We start from the raw sequence: 18,528 nt of genomic DNA on the forward strand, positions 1-18,528 counted from the left end.
AAGCATGCTGGACATCGAGGAGCGCCTCACCCTGGATGAGCGTTCCGCCGTGGACTTCGTCCTCGCCCTGCGCAAGCGCTGGGCGGACACCGTCTACCCGGCGCTGCGCGAGGAGTACGGCGCCACCGGGGCGTCGGCCACGACGATCGCCGACGCCGGTCAGGTGCTGCGTGGTCTCCCGCTGTACCCGTGGTTCAGCCACCTGGAGCGGGTACAGCAGAAGATGCTGTGGAAGGTCGCCGGCGACGCGGTGCTCAGCCGCCGCGAGGAGCTGACCGACCAGCTCACCGCGCTGCCCGAGCAGCCGAAGGGTTCGCTGGAGCTGAACCCCGACCTGGACCTGCCCGACTGGTACACCGACTACGACATCCACATCCAGCCCGGCAGCTTCTTCTCCGACGACATGTCGGCCTACGTGTACGAGTTCGGCGCGCGCATCGTCATGCTGCGCGACAACGACGGCTACAAGTTCCACACGCTGTTCGCCACGACCGCGCTGCCCGAGCTGCCCGCGGCGACCCGGATCGCCGACATCGGGTGCGGCTTCGGCAAGAGCACCCGCCCGCTGCCCGCCAAGTACCCGACCGCCCAGGTGATCGGCGTGGACCTGGCCGCCCCCGGTCTGCGCCTGGCCCACGCCGAGGCCGAGGCGACCGGAGTCGCGATCGACTACCGGCAGGCCGACGGCCGGGCCACCGGCATCGAGTCGGACAGCTGCGACGTGGTCACCGGCACGATGGTGCTGCACGAGATGCCGGCCGCCGCGATCCGGGAGACGATCCTGGAGGCCGCACGCCTGCTCAAGCCCGGCGGCTCGCTGCGCTTCCTGGAGTTCATGCTCACCGGCGACCCGCTGCGCGACGCCACGGTCTACGAGCACGCCGAGCGCAACAACGAGCCGTTCTTCCACGACCTGTTCGGCTCCGACCTGATCGAGGTCTGCACCGAGGCCGGCCTGACCGACGTGTCGTGGACCCCGTTCGACGAGCGCCGCAACGGCGTCCAGCCGCAGGGCTGGGGCGACCGTCCCGAGTGGCACTTCCCCTGGGCCGTACTGGCCGCGACGAAGCCGGAGGCGTGATGAGCACCGAGTTCGACTACTTCGGGGACCCCAAGGTCGGCAAGCTGCTCGACCTGGTGCTGCAGCTCTCCACCGAGCTGCACGTGACCCGCCAGCGGGTACGCGTCGTCGAGGCGCTGCTGACCCGCTCCGGCGCGCTCACCGCGGGCGCCGTCGACGGGTTCGTCTCCACCGCAGAGGAGCAGAAGATCCTCGACCGGGAGCGGGACGAGCTGCTGGCCCGCCTCATGCGCATCCTCACCGAGCACGGCCCCGCGGAGCACCCGCTGCGGGACCAGTGGGAGGCGGCGCTGAGCGAGAAGACCGGCTGATGAGCACACCGGACGCGCCCGGCCTGATCGACAGGTACCTGCAACTGTGCGAGGACCGCGAGCTCGACGAAGCGGGGCGTTTTCTCGCGGCGCGGGCGCGGTTGGTCTTCCCGGGCGGCCGGGAGTACTCGTCGCTGCGGGAGATGGCGGCCGCGTCGACCGGAACCTACCGGTGGGTGCGCAAGCACCGGGACCGCTACCTGGTGGGTGACGCCGACGGGCGGGTCACTGTGACCTCGCTCGGGCGGCTGTACGGGGAATGGCTCGACGGCACTCCGTTCGAGGACATCCGCTACGCGGACGTGTTCGTGCTCGACGGCGGACTGATCGTCGAGCAGCACGTCTACAACGATCTGGCCTTGGTCGCGTCGCTGCGCGACGCCTGACCGGCACTGGTCGCGCGGCAGCGCGACACCTGACCGGCACTGGTCGCGCGGCAGCGCGACGCCTGACCGGCACTGGTCGCGCGGCAGCGCGACAGCTGATTCCCCCACCTCCGCCGCTCCGGCGGCGGAGGTGGTCTCCCCCGACTCATGACGAGGTGTGTGCATATGAAACGGAAGTGGGCTCTGCTCCCGGCGGCGCTGGCCGCCGCGCTGGTCCTGTCCGCGTGCGGCGGCGGCTCCGACGACGGCGCCGGCGGCGAGGGCGAGGAGGCAAAGCTGACCATGGCCATCGCCTCCGCCGTGATCGGCCCGAAGGAGGAGGTGGCCGTCTACGCGGTCGCCAAGGAACTCGGCTACTTCGCCGAGGAGAAGCTGACCGTCGAGACGATCAACGCCGACGGCTCGGTCGCCGCCCTCCAGGCGGTCGCGTCCGGCAGCGGTGACATCACCCCCGCCGACGCCGGCTCGGCGCTCGGCGCGGCGGAGAAGAACGTGCCGATCAAGGCGATCGGCGGCCTGGTGCAGAACTGGCCGTGGGTGATGGCGGTCAAGCCGGACTCCCCGATCACCGGCGGCGCGGACCTGCGCGGCAAGAAGATCGGCGTGATCAGCCTCGCCTCCGGCTCGGCCCCGTACGCCCGCGCCTACGTCAAGGCCGCCGGCCTGGACCCGGCCAAGGACGTCGAGCTGCTGCCGGTGGGCGTCGGCGCGCAGGCCGCCGCCGCGCTCAACGACGGCAAGGTCGACATGCTGGCGCTCTACACCCAGGCGTACGCGGTCATCGAGAACGCCGGCACCGCGCTGAAGTACCTGACCAACCCGGACGTGTTCACCGGCATCCGGTCGCTGACCTTCAGCGTCGGCGCCCGTGACTTCGACGCCAAGAAGGACTCGTACGAGCGGTTCCTGCGCGCGGCGTACAAGGCGATGCTCTTCTCGGCGAAGAACCCCGAGGCCGCCATGAAGATCGGCTACAAGGTCTTCCCGCAGATCCTCGCCGGCAAGTCCGCCGACGAGCGCCTCAAGGCCGACACCGAGAGCCTCACCGCCTGGCTGAAGACGGCCACCCCGGCCAGCGGCGACCCGGAGCAGTTCGGTGACTGGGGCGCGATCAGCGACGAGGAGTGGACGAAGACCCAGGCGTACACCAAGGAGGCCGGGCAGATCACCGGCGACGTCGACCTGAAGAAGCTGTGGGATCCGAGCCTGCTCTCCGGCGCGAACGACTTCGACAAGGCCGCGGTGCTGAGCAAGGCCGCGAACTACACCGCCTAGGCAGCGGACAGCGGAAGGGATTTCGATGGCCATCAAGGCGACGGCCCGCCGGGCGCAGACGCAGGCTCCGGCATCGGTGTCGGAGGACTCCTGGATCGAGATCGACGGGCTGGACAAGGAGTACCGGCCCCGGAAGTCGGCACCGACCCAGGCGCTGAGCGACATCAACCTGACGGTACGTCGCGGCGAGTTCATCTCGGTCGTGGGACCGTCCGGGTGCGGCAAGACCACATTGCTGAAGATCCTCGCCGGGCTCAGCCCGAAGTCCGGCGGCGCGGTACGGATCGCCGGGCGGGACGTGACGAAGCCCCTTCCCGAGGTCGGGATGGTGTTCCAGGCACCGACGCTGCTGCCGTGGCGCACCATCTTCGACAACGTGATGGTGCCGGCGGAGATCCAGCGACTGGATCCCCGCCGGCACCGGGAACGCGCACAGCAGTTGCTCGAGATGGTCGGTCTCAACGGCTTCGAGCAGAAGTACCCGCACGAGCTCAGCGGCGGCATGCAGCAGCGGGCCGGCATCTGCCGGGCCCTCGTGCACGACCCGGCGGTACTGCTGATGGACGAGCCGTTCGGCGCGCTCGACGCGATGACCCGCGAGTACATGAACGTGGAGCTGCTGCGCATCTGGCAGGAGAGCAACCAGACGATCGTGCTGGTCACGCACTCCATCCCGGAGGCGGTGTTCCTCTCCGACCGGGTGGTCGTGCTCAGCCCCCGGCCGGGCCGTATCGCGGAGGTCATGGACATCGACCTGGAGCGGCCGCGTGACCTCGGCGTCATGTCGTCCGACCGGGCCGGGGTCTACGTGGAGCGGATCCGCCGACACTTCAACGCCGCCGGCGTTATCGACTGACGAGGGACAGCCATGGCAACAAGCAACCTGGTCCGCGAGCCGGCCAAGCCACCGGCGCCGTCCGCCCGGCCCGCCCGGCGCAAGTTCGACCTCCGCGAGAAGCCCCAGCTCTGGCTGGTCCCGACGGTCTTCGTCGTGGTCGTGCTGGCCTGGGAGTACGGTGTCCAGCTCATCGGCGTCGACGAGTACGTCCTGCCGCTGCCGTCGAGCGTGGTCGAGTCGCTGTGGCAGCAGCTCGGCGACGACCAGTTCTGGGGCCACTTCTGGGTGACCACCCAGGAGGCCCTGCTCGGGTTCGTGATCGGTGTCGGGGCCGCGCTGCTGCTCGGCACGTTCATCTCCCAGATCAAGATCGTCGAAGCCACCCTGATGCCGTACATCGTGGCCTTCCAGACCGTCCCGAAGGTCGCCCTGGCTCCGCTGTTCGTGGTCTGGTTCGGCTTCGGCCTGACCAGCAAGGTGGTCATGGCCGCGGTGATCTCGTTCTTCCCGATGCTGGTCAACGTCATCGAGGGCCTGCGGGCGGCCGACGCCGACAAGATCCAGATGCTGACGGTGTTCGGCGCGAGCAAGACCCAGATCTTCCGGATGGTCCGGCTGCCCAGCGCGCTGCCGTTCATCTTCGCCGGCCTGGACATCGGCATCGTCTTCGCCATCCTCGGCGCGGTCGTCGGCGAGTTCATCGGCGCCAAGGAGGGCCTGGGCTACCTGCTGCTGCAGACCAACTACAACTTCGACATCGCCGGCATGTTCGCCGTCCTGGTGGTCCTGTCGGTGATGGGTCTGGTGGCGCACTTCGTGATCCGGCTGCTGCAGAAGCGCCTCGCCTTCTGGGCCGAGGACACGAAGGTGATCGGCGCGTGACGACAGCTGACGGGACCGTCGTCACGCGTGCGGAGCACCGGCCGGGCGTGGTTCACGCCCGCCCGGCCGGTGGCCGAACGGGAAAGGCAGGACACGAGACATGAACACCGACCCGAACCGGTTCGACGGGCGGGTGGCACTGGTCACCGGCGCGGCCCGCGGCATCGGCGCCCGGATCGCCGCGACCCTCGCTCAGCGCGGCGCGACGGTGGCGCAGGCCGACCTGCTCGACGACTGGGCGGAGGCCGAGCTGACCGGCGGCGCGCACACCCGGCACCGGGTGGACGTCCGGTCGGCCGCCTCCTGCACCGACCTGGTGGCCGAGGTCCTGGCCTCGCACGGCCGCCTCGACCTGCTGGTCAACAACGCCGGGATCGTCCGGCGCGGACCGGCGGCGACGATGTCCGAGGAGGACTTCACCGCCGTCCTGGACGTCAACCTCACCGGCACGTTCCGGATGTGCCAGGCCGCGTACCCGGCGCTGCGGCAGACCCGCGGCGCGGTGGTGAACATCGGCTCCACGAACGGGCACATCGCGGTGCTGAACACGCTCGGGTACTGCGTCAGCAAGGCCGGCGTGATGCACATGGCGCGCGTGCTGGCCCTGGAGTGGGCGCCGGACCGGATCCGGGTCAACGCCGTCGGGCCCACGATCGTTCCCACCGACATGACCTCCGACGTACGCGGCGACGAGGCGTACCTGGCCGACAAGATGGCGTCGATCCCGCTGGGCCGGATGGCGCAGCCGCAGGACGTCGCCAACGCGGTCGCCTACCTGCTCAGTGACGCCGCCGCCATGACCACCGGGCAGACGATCTTCGTCGACGGCGGCGTCACCATCCACTGACTCTCCCCCTCTCCGACCCCTTCTGTGAGGACCACCATGCCCAAACCGGATACCGCGGCCGCTCTCGCGGCCGTCGACGCGCACTTCGACGAGTTCGTCGAGGAGCTCCAGCAGCTGTGCCGCATCCGCAGCCGCCGCCAGGAGCCGGAGCAGATGGAGGCCACCGCCGAGTTCATCGCCGGGTCGGTCCGCCGCTGGGGCGGCGAAGCCGAGATCATCCCGTGGGAGCAGTCGTACCCGTACGTGCTGGCCGAGGTGCCGGGCGAGGGTGACAAGGCGCTGCTGCACTTCACCCACTACGACGTGGAGGTCGAGCCGGCCGGTGACGACGCCGACTGGATCAGCCCGCCGTACGCGGCGGAGATCCACGACGGCCGGCTGTACGCCCGGGGCGTGGCCGACGACAAGGGCGTCGTCATGTCCCGCATCCACGCGGCGGCGGCCTGGAAGCTGGCCGGGCTGACCCCGCCGGTGACCAACCGGATCATCTTCGAGGGCAAGAAGTGGCTGCACAGCCCGGGTCTCGGCTCGTTCGTGCAGGCGCACGCCGACCGGCTCGCCGGCGACGCGGCGCTGTGGGAGAACTCCTGGCTCGACGGCGAGGACCGGCTGCTGCTCAAGCTCGCCGAGAAGGGTGTGCTCTACCTGCGGCTCACCGCGCAGACCCTGCCGCGCGACCTGACCAGCCAGAACACCGCGCTGCTGCCGGCTGCCACGGCCCGGCTGGCCGCCGCCCTGGCGCAGTTGCAGCGGCCCGACGGCACCGTGACGATCCCCGGGTTCGCCGACGACGCCCGGCCGCCGACCGACGAGGAGCGGGCGCTGCTGGAGAAGGTGGCGTTCGACGGGGACTTCCTGCGCAAGCGGGCCCAGGTCGACCGGTTCACCGGTGACCTGGACGACCAGGCCGCCGCGGTGGCCATCCGGACCGTGCCGACGCTCACCGTCGCCGGTTTCGCCGGCGGCGACATGCGCGACGACGTGACGCTGGGCATCCCGTCGACCGCCTCGGCGAAGCTGGAGATCCGGCTGGTCCCCGGCCAGGACCCGGACCGGGTGCTCGGCTGCATCCGCGACCACCTGGCGGCGACCGGCTTCGGTGACCTGCGCATCGAGGTGATGGCGACCAGCCGGCCCAACCTCACCGACCACCGCGACCCGTTCGTCGCGCTGGTCGCCGACGCGGCCCGCCGGGTGTACGGGACCGAGCCGGTCATCGAGCCGTACACGCAGTGGATCGGCAACCAGGGCGTGATCGCCGACCGGCCGATCGTCGGCGTCGGCGTCTCCCGGGCCGACTCCGGCGTGGACGGCCCGAACGAGAACATCCGGCTCGACGACTACAAGGCCGGCATCAAGCACGTCATCGAGGTCATGGCGGCGCTGGCGGTGGCGGAGTGACCCGGGCCCGCGGCGTGGCCCGCCGCGCCTACGTCGACGTGCCGTGGGGCCAGGTGCACTACCGGCACGGCGGCGACGCCGACGCCCCGGTGCTGCTGATGCTGCACCAGTCCCCGCTCTCCTCGGCCACCTACGACGCGGTGATCGAGCCGCTGGCCCGCCGCGGCCTGCGGGTGATCGCCCCGGACACGCCGGGCTTCGGCATGTCCGACGCGCCGCCGCGCCCGTGGTCCGTCCCGGAGTACGCGGCCGGGGTCTGGCAGTTCGCCGACGCCCTCGGACTGTCCCGGGTGCACCTGCTCGGGCAGCACACCGGCGCGATCGTCGGCGCGGAGGCGCTGATGTCCGCGCCGGAGCGGGTGCACCGGCTGATCCTGCAGGGCATCCCGCTCTACGACGAGCAGGAGCGGGCGGAGAAGAAGCGGTCGTACGCGCCCGGCTACGTGCCCGCTCGCGACGGCGGGCACCTGACGGTGATCTGGGACCGGGTGTACGGCCTGTACCCGCGCCTGACCCCGGAGGAGGCGGACCGCCAGGTCACCGAGTACCTGCTGACCGGCCCGGACTACGCCACCGCGTACCGGGCGGTGTTCGACCACCACGTCGACACCGCCGCCCTGGACGCGCTGCCCATCGTGCTGCTGCACGGCGCCGACGACCTGCTGGACCGGATGACGCCGCAGGTGCGGGCCGCGCTGCCCGGCGCCGAGCTGGTCACCATCCCCGGTGGCACCGACTTCGTGGCCGACGAGCAGCCGGAGGCGTTCGCCGACGCGGTCGCCGCGCAGGTGCACGCCGACCTCGGGCGGGAGGTGGCGGCATGAACGCGGGCACCCCGGCCGCCGAGGCGAAGGTCGTACCGGCGAACACGCTCTACACCGCCACAGTCGAGGTCTCCGGCGGCCGGGGCGGCAGCGCCCGGTCGCTGACCGGGTCGCTGCGGGTCGACCTGACCCGTCCCGCGCAGCGGGGACCGGACGCGCCCGGCACCGATCCCGAGGAGCTGTTCGCGGCCGGGTACGCGGCCTGCTTCGACAGCGCGCTCACGGTGGCCGCCCGGCAGGCCGGCATCCGGCCCGGTCCGACCTCGGTCACCGCCTCGGTCTCCCTCGGGCAGACGCAGGACGGCCGGTACGCGATCGCCGTGGTGCTGGACGTGTCCGCGCCGCAGTGCCCGCAGGCGGACCTGGAGCGCGCGGTGGAGCTGGCCGACCGGATGTGTCCCTACTCGAACGCCCTGCGGGGCAACACCGCGGTGGCGATCCGGGTCGATGGCCACCGCTGACCTGACCCGGCCCGCAGCGGTCCGCCACCCGGCGGATCCGCAGCGGCCCGCCGGCCCGATGGCCCTGGCCGTCGGGCTCGGCGCGGTCTACCTGATCTGGGGCTCGACCTACCTGGGCAACCGGGTGGCCCTGGACAGCATCCCGCCGCTGGTCGCCACCTCGGCCCGGTTCCTGGCCGCCGCGCTGTTGCTGTTCGCGGTGGCGGCGCTGCGCCGGGGACCGGCCGGGCTGCTGCTGCCCCGGCGGCAGTGGGGCGGGGTGGGCGCCAGCGGGCTGCTGATGGTCGGTGCGGGCAGCGCGCTGCTCGCACTGGGCCAGCAGTACGTGCCGACGGGGCTGGCGTCGCTGCTGGTGGCGGGCATGCCGCTGTGGGTGCTGGTGTTGCGGCTGGCCGTCGGGCCGCGGCCGTCGGCGCTGGCGGCGGTCGGTGTGCTCGGCGGGGTGGCCGGGCTGGCGCTGCTGTTCTCGGTGCCGACGCAGGGAGGGCACCTGGGCGGGATGCTGCTGCTGGTGGTCTCCACGATGGTGTGGGCGCTGGGCTCGACGCTGTCGCAGCGGCTGCAGATGCCGGCCGACCACCTGGTCGGCACCGGCTGGCAGATGCTCGTCGGCGGCGTCGCGGTGGCGGTGGCGAGCGTGGTCAGCGGTGAGCTGGGGCGGTTCGACCCGGCCGACGTGACCGGCCGGTCCTGGCTGGCGTGGACCTACCTGATGCTGGTGTGCACAGTGGTCGGCTTCAGCGTCTACACGTGGCTGCTGCGCAACGCGCCGATCCAGCTCGCGTCCACCTACGCGTACGTCAACCCGGTGGTGGCGGTCCTGCTCGGCATGATGGTGCTGGATGAATCGTTGTCCGGACGACAGGTGCTCGCCGGTGCCGTGGTGCTCGCCTCGGTGGCGCTCGTCATCGCGCGGGAGCGACCCCGGCAGGCCGGCGGTCTCCCGCCCGGGAAGACCCCCGTCGCGCCCGCCTGACGCCCGGCGACCCCGCCCACGTACGTCGACACTGGAGGAACAGAGATGATCACGACAACGGTCGTCGAGAGCAGCGCCGGCCGGACCCGCTCCGGTCTGGGACGCGCCCTCGACATCGTCAACATCATCGCCGAACGGGCACCGGAGACCCTCGGCGTGTCGACGATCGCGCGGGAACTGGGCCTGCCGAAGGCGGTCGCCCACCGGATCCTCAAGGAGCTGGTGGCCGACAACTTCCTCACCTTCAACGAGGAGACCAAGCGGTACCGCCTCGGCACCGGCGCGCTGGCGGTGGGCCTGGCCGCGCTGCGCGCCCTGGACGTGCCGGACATCGCGCGCCGGTACCTGGTCCGGCTGGTCCGCGACAGCGGCGAGACCGCCACGCTGTCGGTGCGGCAGGGCTGGTCGCGCGTCTACATCGACCAGGTGCTCTCGCCGCACGAGGTCCGGATGTCGGTGTCCCTGGGCACCAGCCACGCGCTGCACTCCGGGTCGTCGTCGAAGGCGATCCTGGCGGCGTTGCCGGACGCCGAGGTGGACGACTACCTCGGCCACCACCCGCTGGACGCGGTCACCCCGGCCACCATCACCTCCACCGCGAAGCTGCGGGCCGAGCTGGCCCGGGTCCGCCGCCAGGGGTACGCGGTGAGCATGGGCGAACGGCAGAACGGCGCCGGCAGCGTCGCCGCGGTGGTGCGCTACGCGACCGGGCAGGTGTTCGGCTCGATATCGCTGTGCGGGCCGCAGAACCGGTTCACCCCGGAGGTGTGCGCCGCGCACGGTGCGCTGGTCGCCGCGGCGGCGGCGGAGATCTCCGCCGAACTGGGTTTCCGGCCGCCGGCGCAGCGTGTCCCCGGCCGGACGGGTCAGGAACAGAACTGGGGAGGTGGAACAGGTGAGTGACGGACCGCTGACGGGCCTGCGGGTGCTGGACGTCTCGACGATCCTCGCCGGGCCGCTGTGCTGTCAGATCCTCGGCGACTACGGCGCCGACGTGATCAAGATCGAACACCCGACCATGGGTGACAGCATGCGCGGCCACGGCAAGGCCAAGGACGGCCATCCCCTGTGGTGGAAGGAGATCTCCCGCAACAAGCGGCTGGTCGGGCTGAACCTGTCCGCGCCGGAGGGCGCGGCGCTGCTGCTGCGGCTGGCCGAGCGGGCCGACGTGCTGGTGGAGAACTTCCGCCCGGGCACGCTGGAGCGCTGGGGTGTCGGCCCGGAGGAGCTGCACCGGGTCAACCCCGGTCTGGTGATCGCCCGGATCACCGGCTTCGGGCAGACCGGCCCGTACGCCTCCCGTGCCGGGTTCGGCACGCTGGCCGAGGCGATGAGCGGCTTCGCCCACCTGACCGGCACCGCCGACGGCCCGCCCACGCTGCCCGCGTTCGGGCTGGCCGACAGCATCTGCGGCATCGCCACCTCGTCGGCGGTGATGATGGCGCTGTGGCACCGGGAGCGCTCCGGCGGCCGGGGCCAGGTCGTCGACATGAGCCTGCTGGAACCGATCATGACCGCTGTCGGTCCCGGCCCCACCGTCTACGACCAGCTCGGTGTGGTCGAGCAGCGGCAGGGCAACCGCTCGACGAACAACGCGCCGCGCAACACGTACCAGACCAAGGACGGCTCGTGGGTGGCGATCTCCACCAGCGCCCAGGCCATCGCCGAACGGGTGCTGCGGCTGGTGGGCCACCCCGAGGTGATCGACGAGCCGTGGTTCCGTACCGGCGTCGGGCGGGTGGCGCACGCGGACCTGCTCGACGAGTACGTGGGCTCGTGGATCGCCGAGCGGACCCGCGACGAGGTGGCGGCGGCGTTCGCCGAGGCCGGCGCCGCTGTCGCCCCGGTCTACAGCGCCAAGGACATCGTCGAGGACCCGCACGTCCGGGCCACCGAGATGATCACCACGGTCGACGATCCGGACCTGGGCCCGATGCGGATGCACAACGTCATGTGGCGGATGTCGGAGACGCCGGGCCGGATCCGGTTCACCGGCCGCTCCCCCGGCGCCGACACCGACGCCCTGCTCGTCGAGGAGCTCGGCTGCGACCCGGCCGAGATCGCCGACCTGAAAGCCCGTGGCGTCGTCGCCTGACGACGCCGACAGCCGAAACGCGAGGAACCCCGTGGGCACCACTGCCAGAACCGCCGACCGCCTGCTCGACGCCGTGCAGGCCGGCGTCACGATCTACGACCTGGGCCGGCGGCTGACCGCCGGCATGCCGCAGTCGCCGAACCACCCGGCGTTCGGGCTCACCCTGCCGCGCCGCCACGGCGACATGGTGCGGGCCGACGGCGGCTCCGCCGCCAACGACCTGCTGGTGATGGGCACGCACGTCGGCACGCACGTCGACGCGCTCGCGCACGTCTCCCAGGACGGCCGGCTGCACGGCGGCGCCGACGCCGCCGCGGCGCAGATCGGCGGCCGGTTCGACGAGCTGGGCGTGCACACGGTCGCGCCGATGGTCCGCCGCGGCGTGCTGCTGGACGTGCCCGCCGCGCTGGGCGTCCAGAGCTGCGAGCCCGGCTACGAGATCACCCCCGCCGACCTGGACGCCGCGGTGTCCCGGCAGGGCACGCCGGTGGGCCCGGGCGACGTCGTGCTCATCCGCAGCGGGTGGGGCCGGCTGTTCGACCACGAGGACCGCAACCAGTACATCGGCAAGGACTCCGGCGTTCCCGGTGTCGGCGCGGACGGCGCGACGTGGCTGGCGCAGCGTCAGGTGCACGCCGCCGGCGCGGACACGATCGCCTTCGAGTGCCTGCCGCCGGGCAAGGGCCACAGCTCGCTGCCGGCGCACCGGATCCTCCTCGTCGAGCACGGCGTCTACCTGATCGAGACGATGGCGCTGGAGGAGCTGGCCCGCGACGAGGTGCACGAGTTCACCTTCGTCATGGCACCGCTGCCGCTGTACGGCGCCACCGGCTCCCCGGTGCGCCCGCTGGCGGTGATCAGCCGTGGCTGAGCCGACCCTGGGCCGCCACCTGGCCGCCTTCGCCGCCGAGACCGCCGCCGAGACGCTGCCCGACGAGGTGGTCGCCAGCGTCCGGGCCCGCGTCCTGGACGTGCTCGGCCTGTGCGTGGCGGCCCGGCCGCTGCCGACCAGCCAGGCCGCCCTGGACTACGTCGCCGAGCAGGGCGGCCGGGGCCAGGCCACCGCCGTCGGACTGGACGAGAAGGTCCCGGCGGCGCTGGCCGCGTTCGCCAACGGCGTGCTGGCGCACTCGCTCGACTACGACGACACGCACCTGCCGTCGGTGCTGCACCCCAGCGCGTCGGTGGTGCCGGCAGCGCTCGCCGCCGCCGAGGCCTCCGGGGCGTCCGGGCGGGAGACCGTGGCGGCCATCGCTGTCGGCCTGGAGGTGTGCGTCCGGCTCGGCATGGCCGGTTACGACCCGGCGGCCGGCAACTCCGTCTTCTTCGAGCACGGGCAGCACGCCACCTCGATCTGCGGCACGCTCGGCGGCGCGGTCGCGGCGGCCCGGCTGCTGAAGCTGGACGCCGGCGGCGCGCTCGACGCGCTCGGCGTGTCCGCCTCGATGGCGGCCGGGCTGATCGAGTCCAACCGCAACGGCGGCACCGTCAAGCGGATCCACTGCGGCTGGGCGGCGCACGCGGCGGTCAGCGCCGCGCAGCTGGCCCGGCACGGTGTGACCGGGCCGCCGACAGTGCTGGAGGGACGCTTCGGCTTCTTCCAGGCGTTCCTGCGCGGCGAGTTCGACGGCGACGAGATCGTCCGCGGGCTCGGCACCGAGTGGGCGGTACCCGGCATCTTCTTCAAGCCGTACCCGGCGAACCACTTCACCCACGCCGCCATCGACGCGGCGATCGCGCTGCGCGAGCGCGGGTTGCCGCTGGACGACATCGAGTCGATCACGCTCGGCGTGCCGACGCCGACGGTACGCACCATCGGCCAGCCCATCGAGCGCAAGCGCGCGCCGCAGACCGGCTACGAGGCGCAGTTCAGCGGCCCGTACGCGGTCGTCGCCGGCCTGGTCGGCGGCGGCGGTCTCGGCGTGGACCTCGCCGACTTCACCGACGCCCTGGCACACGACCCGCAGCGGCGGGCGCTGATGGCGCGGGTCGACGTGGTGGGCGACGAGCGGTGCGACGCGATCTTCCCGCACCAGTTCCCGGCCGTGCTGCGGGTGGTCACCCGCGACGGGCGGGAGTGGGTGCAGGAGGTGCTCGCCAACCGGGGCGGGCCGCAGCGTCCGCTCAGCGACGCCGAACTGGCGGTCAAGTTCCGCACCAACGCCGCCGCCCTGCCGGAGGCGACCGCCGACCGCATCACCGAGGAGGTCCACCGGCTGGACCGGGCCCCCGACGTCCACGGCCTGATGGGCCTGATCAACCGCCGCTGAACCGAGCACGAGGAGCAACACCATGAGCACCTACGACCTGCTGCTGACGAACGTCCGCGTGGTCCGGCACGACCGGCCCGAGCCCGAGCTGATGGACATCGCCGTCACCGACGGGCGGATCAGCCGCGTCGCCCCGCAGATCGACCGGGCGGAGGCCGCCCAGGTCGTCGACGGCGGCGGCCGGCTCGCCTTCCCCGGTGTGGTCGACGCACACCAGCACTGGGGCATCTACAACCCGCTGAGCGAGGACGCCGTCTCGGAGAGCCGCGCCTCGGTGCAGGGCGGCGTCACCACCGCGCTGAACTACATGCGCACCGGGCAGTACTACCTCAACCGGGGCGGCCGGTACGCCGACTTCTTCCCCGAGGTGCTGGCCGCGACCGAGGGCCGCTCCTACATCGACTACGGCTTCCACCTGGCGCCGATGTCCCGGGAGCACATCGGCGAGGTGCCGTCGCTGGTCGAGGAGCACGGGGTCACCTCGTTCAAGATCTTCATGTTCTACGGCAGCCACGGCCTGCACGGCCGCTCCGCCGACCAGAACTCGTTCCTGATGATCCCGGAGGGCGAGCGGTACGACTACGCCCACTTCGAGTTCGTGATGCGGGGCATCCAGGCGGCCCGCGAGCGCTTCCCCGAGCTGGCCGACGAGATCTCGCTGTCGCTGCACTGCGAGACCGCCGAGATCATGAGCGCGTACACCAAGCAGGTCGAGCAGGACGGCACGCTGCGCGGGCTGGAGGCGTACCACGCGTCGCGGCCGCCGCACTCCGAGGGACTGGCCGTGTCGATCGCGTCGTACCTGGCGCACGAGACCGGCCTGCCGAAGATCAACCTGCTGCACCTGTCGTCGGAGAAGGCGGTCGACGCGGCGCTGCGGATGGCGCGGGCGTTCCCGCACATCGACTTCCGCCGCGAGGTGACCATCGGCCACCTGGTGGCCGACATCGACACCGCGCACGGCCTGGGCGGCAAGGTCAACCCGCCGCTGCGCCCGCGCGCCGACGTCGAGGCGCTCTGGGGGTACGTCCTGGACGGCAAGATCGACTGGGTGGTCAGCGACCACGCCTGCTGCCGGGACGAGGTCAAGTTCGGTGAGCCGCGCGACGACATCTTCGTCGCCAAGTCCGGTTTCGGCGGCGCCGAGTACCTGCTGCCCGGCCTGGTCACCGAGGGCAACCGGCGCGGCCTGTCGTACCAGCGGGTGGCGGAGCTGACCTCGTGGAACCCGGCGCAGCGTTTCGGCCTGCGCAACAAGGGCGCGCTGGTGCAGGGGTACGACGCCGACATCTGCCTGGTCGACCCGCACTCGACCTGGACGGTGCGCGCCGAGGACTCCGAGTCGACGCAGGAGTACACGCCGTTCGAGGGCTTCGAGCTGACCGCCCGGGTCACCGACACCTTCGTCCGGGGACAGCACGTGCTCGTCGACGGCAAGGTCGCCGGCGAGCCGGCCGGCCGCTACCTCGCCCGCCCGCAGCGGTAGGGGGAGCGACAGATGGCGGTGGCGCGCAGTTACCTGTACGTGCCGGGCGACCGGGCGGACCTGCTGGACAAGGCGGCCGGGCGGGGCGCGGACGCGCTCGTGCTCGACCTGGAGGACGCGGTCACACCCGCTCACAAGGCGCAGGCCCGGGAGACGGTCGCCGGGTTCCTGGGCGCCGCCGCGCCGTCCGCACCCGAGCTCTGGGTGCGGATCAACAGCGACCGGGTCGAGGCGGACGTCGACGTGCTCTCCCCCGCCGCGGCCGGGGTGTGGGTGCCGAAGGCCGAGCCGGAACTGCTCGCCGAGGTCGACGCCGCGCTGACCCGGGTGCAGCGGCGGCTCGGCCCGGACGCCCCGGCGTTCCGGGTGGTGGCGCTGATCGAGACCGCCCGGGGCGTGCTCACCGCGCCGCGGGTGGCCGCCGCGCCGCGGGTGCTGCGGCTCGGCCTCGGTGAGGCGGACCTCGCCGGTGAGCTGGGGTTGCAGCCCGGACCGGACCGCGCCGAGTTCGCCCCGATCCGCGCCCAGGTCGTCCTCGCGTCGGCAGCCGCCGGCATCGCCCCCGCGGTGGGGCCGGTGGAGACGACGCTGCGCGACCCGGAGCGGCTGGAGCGGACCACCCGGGCGCTGCTGCGACAGGGCTTCCGGGCCCGCAGCGCCGTCCACCCCGGGCAGATCGCGACGATCAACGAGGTGTTCACCCCCACCGAGGCCGAGGTGGCCTCGGCCCGGGCCGTGCTGGAGGCGCTGGAGCGCGCCGAACGCGGCGGCTCCGGGGTGGCCACCGACGCCGACGGACGGCTGCTGGACCGGGCCGTGGTGCGCGCCGCCACCGAGGTGGTACGCCGCGCCGAGGCGTCCGCCGGCTGAACCGTGACACCGGGCGGGGCGCCAACCGCACCCCGCCCGGCGCCCGGCCCGGTCAGACCACGGCGGGCTGGGCCTCGGTGGCCATGACGAGCGCGCCGAGCAGCGCGGCGTCCTGCGCGAAGTCCGACAGCACGATCTCCGGCGGGTACGGCAGCGTGTCGGTGAGCCGTTCGGTCAGCAGTTCCCGTACCAGGTCGTTGCCGGCGACGCTGCCGACCAGCACGATCCGCTGCGGGTCGAGCAGCAGGCAGCACGTGACGAGCTGGCGGGCCAGTTCGTCGACGCGCAGGCGGAGCTGGTCGCGTACCGGGCCGGGCTGCTCCGCGGCGGCGCACAGGCCGGCGGCCCGGCCGTCCACCCCGAGCCGCTGCGCCAGCTCGTCCAGCGCCCGGCCGGAGAACGTCGCCTCGAGCATCGGTTCCAGGCGGGGCGGCCAGCTCAGGTCGGTCAGTCCGTAGGCGATCTCGCCGGCCGCGCCGTGGCGGCCCGGCAGCACCTCGCCGTTGACGGTGACCGCCGCGGCCACCCCGGTGCCCAGCCCGACGACGAGTCCCGGTTCGGCGTCGCGCAGCGCCCCGAGCCGCAGCTCGGCGTAGGCGGCGGCCTTCAGGTCGTTCGTCACCCGCACGTGCGCGAGGTTCAGGTGGGCGCGGACCGCGTCGGCCAGCCGCAGCTCCTCCCAGCCGGGCACGTTCGGCGCCAGTTCGATGCCGTCGTCGTGGACGACGCCGGGCGAGGCGATGCCGGCCGCGACGATCGTGCCGCCGGTCTGCTCGGCGAGTTCGCACGCCCGGTCCAGCGCCCGGGTGAGGGCCTGTTGCGCGCCCTGCTCGGCGATCGTGGGCAGGCGCTCGGAGGTGAGCAGCCGGCCGTCGGTGTCGCCCACGCCGATCGCCATCTTGGTGCCGCCGAAGTCGATGCCGAGCAGGCGTGGATTTGCCGGTCGTTCCATGGTGATGTCAGATCGCCCTTCGGGCCGTCGGTCCAGATCACGTGGTCGCCGCGACACGACGTTCGCGACCACGGCCAGCTGCGTCTGCCGCCCCGTCACGGGCCTACCCTCGCCGCGACCGCCTCGGCGAGAGCCGCGTCGGCACGGGTCAGCCGCTCGCGCAACCCCTGCGCCCGCTCCTGCACCGCGTCGAGCATTGTAGACAGTCGTCGGACCTGGTCCCGGACGGCCGCCTCGCCGGGGCCGTCCGCCTGGGCGCGGCGCAGCACGAGTTCGGGGCGGACCGCGGCGGCCAGCAGGTCCCGCACCGCGGCGTCGCCGAGCGTCAGACCGAGGTCGGCGGCGGTGGACCGGACCAGCTCCTCGGTCCAGGTCGCCGGCGCGCCGCCGCGGACCAGCCGGCCGAGCAGCGAGTGGGCGCCCCGGAACGGCACGCCGTGGCGGGCCAGCGCGTCGGCCGCCGCGGTGGTGGTGGCGCCGGAGGCGACGATCTCCTCGCCGGACGGCGGGCGCTGCGGGTCCAGCTTGTCGATCAGGCCGCCGAGCAGGGAGAAGAACCGGTACGCCCGGTCGTCGCCCTCCCAGAGCCGGGCCTGCACGTCGGTGGTGGCGTTGTTCGAGTCCTCCCACCAGGCGGCGCCGACGTTGTTGAGCACGCTCGCCGCGTCGGCCGCGGCCGCGCCGGCCATCGAGACGAGGTGTTCCAGCACCACCGGGTTGCGCTTCTGCGGCATGATGCTGCTGCCCTGGGTGAACTCGCCGGGCGTGACCACCCAGCCCCAGCTCAGCCAGTCCATCAGGGTGCGGGCGAGGCGGGCGCCGGTGGCGAGCGCCTGCGCGTTGAGCGTGGCGACCCGGACCAGGTGGTCGGCGCCGGCCACCGCCTCGTACGAGTTGACGATGAGCTGGTCGAAGCCGAGCAGGTCGGCCAGCCGGCGGGGCGAGATGTCCAGGTCGGTGCCGGCGAAGGCGCAGGAGCCCAGCGGCGAGCGGTTCATCTCGTCCAGCAGGCCGGCGTACGCGGCGGCCTCACCGGCGAGCGCCTCGGCGTAGCCGGCGAAGACGTGCCCGATGCTGGTCGGCTGGGCCGGGCGGCGGTGCGTGTAGCCGGTGACCACCACGTCGGCGTGCCGGTCCGCGCGGTCCAGCACGGTACGGCCGGTGGCCAGCAGCGCGTCGAGCACCTGGAGCAGCTGGTCGCGCAGCACCATCCGGAAGACGCCGGCGTCGAGGTCGTTGCGGCTGCGCGCGAGCTGCACGCTCAGCTGCGACACCTCGATGCCGGCCGCGGCGGCGAGGCGCTTCTCCAGCGTGTAGTAGACGTCCTCGACGCTGCCGTCGTACTCCAGCTCCTCGGGCCGGTCGCCGGTGAGGGCGACCAAGCCGCGCAGCATCGTCGCGGCCGCCTCGTCGGAGATCAGTCCCTGCTCGGCGAGCATGACGACGTGGGCCTTGCTGGCCGTGACCATCGCCGGGTAGAGGTGGGCGACGTGGTGGTCGAACACGACGCGGAGATGGTGCTGTTGGTAGACGGTCAGTGACGGGCTCATGGTGGCCTCCCGAGGTGGTGCGT

19 protein-coding genes are annotated in these 18,528 nt (G+C 72.7%); 17 read left to right on the plus strand and 2 right to left on the minus strand.

Annotation, left to right across the window (positions count from 1 at the left end):
• Positions 1-4: 4 nt before the first annotated feature.
• From V6U82_RS02245 to V6U82_RS02325, 17 genes are all read left to right on the plus strand, one after another.
• The gene (locus V6U82_RS02245) at positions 5-1,081 is read left to right on the plus strand and encodes a class I SAM-dependent methyltransferase (protein ID WP_334458864.1); all 1,077 of its coding nucleotides are present in this window, start codon (positions 5-7) and stop codon (positions 1,079-1,081) included.
• A complete protein-coding gene (locus V6U82_RS02250; protein WP_334458865.1) occupies positions 1,081-1,392 on the plus strand; it encodes a hypothetical protein in 312 nt (103 codons plus the stop codon). The genes V6U82_RS02245 and V6U82_RS02250 overlap by 1 nt, the downstream gene beginning before the upstream one ends.
• Positions 1,392-1,778, plus strand: a complete 387-nt coding sequence (locus V6U82_RS02255; protein WP_334458866.1) for a hypothetical protein — start codon at positions 1,392-1,394, stop codon at positions 1,776-1,778. Before V6U82_RS02250 ends, V6U82_RS02255 begins: the two co-directional genes overlap by 1 nt.
• A 165-nt stretch (positions 1,779-1,943) precedes the next feature.
• Positions 1,944-3,053, plus strand: a complete 1,110-nt coding sequence (locus tag V6U82_RS02260; RefSeq protein WP_128137673.1) for an ABC transporter substrate-binding protein — start codon at positions 1,944-1,946, stop codon at positions 3,051-3,053.
• Between the two features lie 25 nt (positions 3,054-3,078).
• The gene (locus V6U82_RS02265; RefSeq protein ID WP_181726621.1) at positions 3,079-3,909 is read left to right on the plus strand and encodes an ABC transporter ATP-binding protein; all 831 of its coding nucleotides are present in this window, start codon (positions 3,079-3,081) and stop codon (positions 3,907-3,909) included.
• 12 nt (positions 3,910-3,921) lie between these two features.
• Positions 3,922-4,773: an ABC transporter permease gene (locus tag V6U82_RS02270; protein WP_128137674.1), complete on the plus strand. Its 852-nt coding sequence runs from the start codon at positions 3,922-3,924 to the stop codon at positions 4,771-4,773.
• Positions 4,774-4,873: 100 nt separating this feature from the next.
• Entirely contained in the window at positions 4,874-5,620 is a 747-nt protein-coding gene (locus V6U82_RS02275) for an SDR family NAD(P)-dependent oxidoreductase (protein ID WP_334458867.1), read from the plus strand.
• Positions 5,621-5,656: 36 nt separating this feature from the next.
• Positions 5,657-7,021, plus strand: coding sequence for a M20/M25/M40 family metallo-hydrolase (locus V6U82_RS02280; RefSeq protein WP_334458868.1), 1,365 nt, complete (start codon positions 5,657-5,659; stop codon positions 7,019-7,021).
• The gene (locus tag V6U82_RS02285; RefSeq protein ID WP_128137677.1) at positions 7,018-7,845 is read left to right on the plus strand and encodes an alpha/beta fold hydrolase; all 828 of its coding nucleotides are present in this window, start codon (positions 7,018-7,020) and stop codon (positions 7,843-7,845) included. The genes V6U82_RS02280 and V6U82_RS02285 overlap by 4 nt, the downstream gene beginning before the upstream one ends.
• Complete coding sequence (locus V6U82_RS02290; RefSeq protein ID WP_334458872.1) at positions 7,842-8,306, plus strand: Ohr family peroxiredoxin; 465 nt, start codon at positions 7,842-7,844, stop codon at positions 8,304-8,306. The genes V6U82_RS02285 and V6U82_RS02290 overlap by 4 nt, the downstream gene beginning before the upstream one ends.
• Positions 8,293-9,282 (plus strand): EamA family transporter, encoded by a 990-nt coding sequence (locus V6U82_RS02295; RefSeq protein ID WP_334458873.1) that lies wholly within the window; start codon positions 8,293-8,295, stop codon positions 9,280-9,282. The genes V6U82_RS02290 and V6U82_RS02295 overlap by 14 nt, the downstream gene beginning before the upstream one ends.
• A gap of 45 nt (positions 9,283-9,327) precedes the next feature.
• Positions 9,328-10,185 (plus strand): IclR family transcriptional regulator, encoded by an 858-nt coding sequence (locus tag V6U82_RS02300; RefSeq protein WP_128136520.1) that lies wholly within the window; start codon positions 9,328-9,330, stop codon positions 10,183-10,185.
• Positions 10,178-11,377: a CaiB/BaiF CoA transferase family protein gene (locus V6U82_RS02305; protein ID WP_013286899.1), complete on the plus strand. Its 1,200-nt coding sequence runs from the start codon at positions 10,178-10,180 to the stop codon at positions 11,375-11,377. Before V6U82_RS02300 ends, V6U82_RS02305 begins: the two co-directional genes overlap by 8 nt.
• Before the next feature lie 31 nt (positions 11,378-11,408).
• On the plus strand, positions 11,409-12,248 hold the full coding sequence (locus V6U82_RS02310; RefSeq protein WP_334458880.1) for a cyclase family protein: 840 nt from the start codon (positions 11,409-11,411) through the stop codon (positions 12,246-12,248).
• Positions 12,241-13,647, plus strand: coding sequence for an MmgE/PrpD family protein (locus V6U82_RS02315; RefSeq protein ID WP_334458882.1), 1,407 nt, complete (start codon positions 12,241-12,243; stop codon positions 13,645-13,647). The genes V6U82_RS02310 and V6U82_RS02315 overlap by 8 nt, the downstream gene beginning before the upstream one ends.
• 22 nt (positions 13,648-13,669) lie before the next feature.
• Positions 13,670-15,133 carry a dihydroorotase gene (locus tag V6U82_RS02320; RefSeq protein ID WP_334458883.1) on the plus strand — a complete coding sequence of 488 codons (1,464 nt, stop codon included), beginning with the start codon at positions 13,670-13,672 and terminating at the stop codon, positions 15,131-15,133.
• Positions 15,134-15,145: 12 nt separating this feature from the next.
• Positions 15,146-16,003: an HpcH/HpaI aldolase/citrate lyase family protein gene (locus V6U82_RS02325; protein WP_334458884.1), complete on the plus strand. Its 858-nt coding sequence runs from the start codon at positions 15,146-15,148 to the stop codon at positions 16,001-16,003.
• A 52-nt stretch (positions 16,004-16,055) separates the two neighbouring features.
• Here the strand turns inward: V6U82_RS02325 and V6U82_RS02330 are convergent, their stop codons facing one another.
• Both V6U82_RS02330 and V6U82_RS02335 read right to left on the minus strand, forming a co-directional pair.
• The gene (locus V6U82_RS02330; protein WP_128136517.1) at positions 16,056-16,955 is read right to left on the minus strand and encodes an ROK family protein; all 900 of its coding nucleotides are present in this window, start codon (positions 16,953-16,955) and stop codon (positions 16,056-16,058) included.
• 95 nt (positions 16,956-17,050) lie between these two features.
• Positions 17,051-18,505, minus strand: a complete 1,455-nt coding sequence (locus tag V6U82_RS02335; protein WP_334458886.1) for an argininosuccinate lyase — start codon at positions 18,503-18,505, stop codon at positions 17,051-17,053.
• Positions 18,506-18,528 lie beyond the last annotated feature (23 nt).

Source organism: Micromonospora sp. CPCC 205554, assembly GCF_036902745.1.
In the GTDB taxonomy this organism is placed as follows: Bacteria; Actinomycetota; Actinomycetes; order Mycobacteriales; family Micromonosporaceae; genus Micromonospora; species Micromonospora tulbaghiae.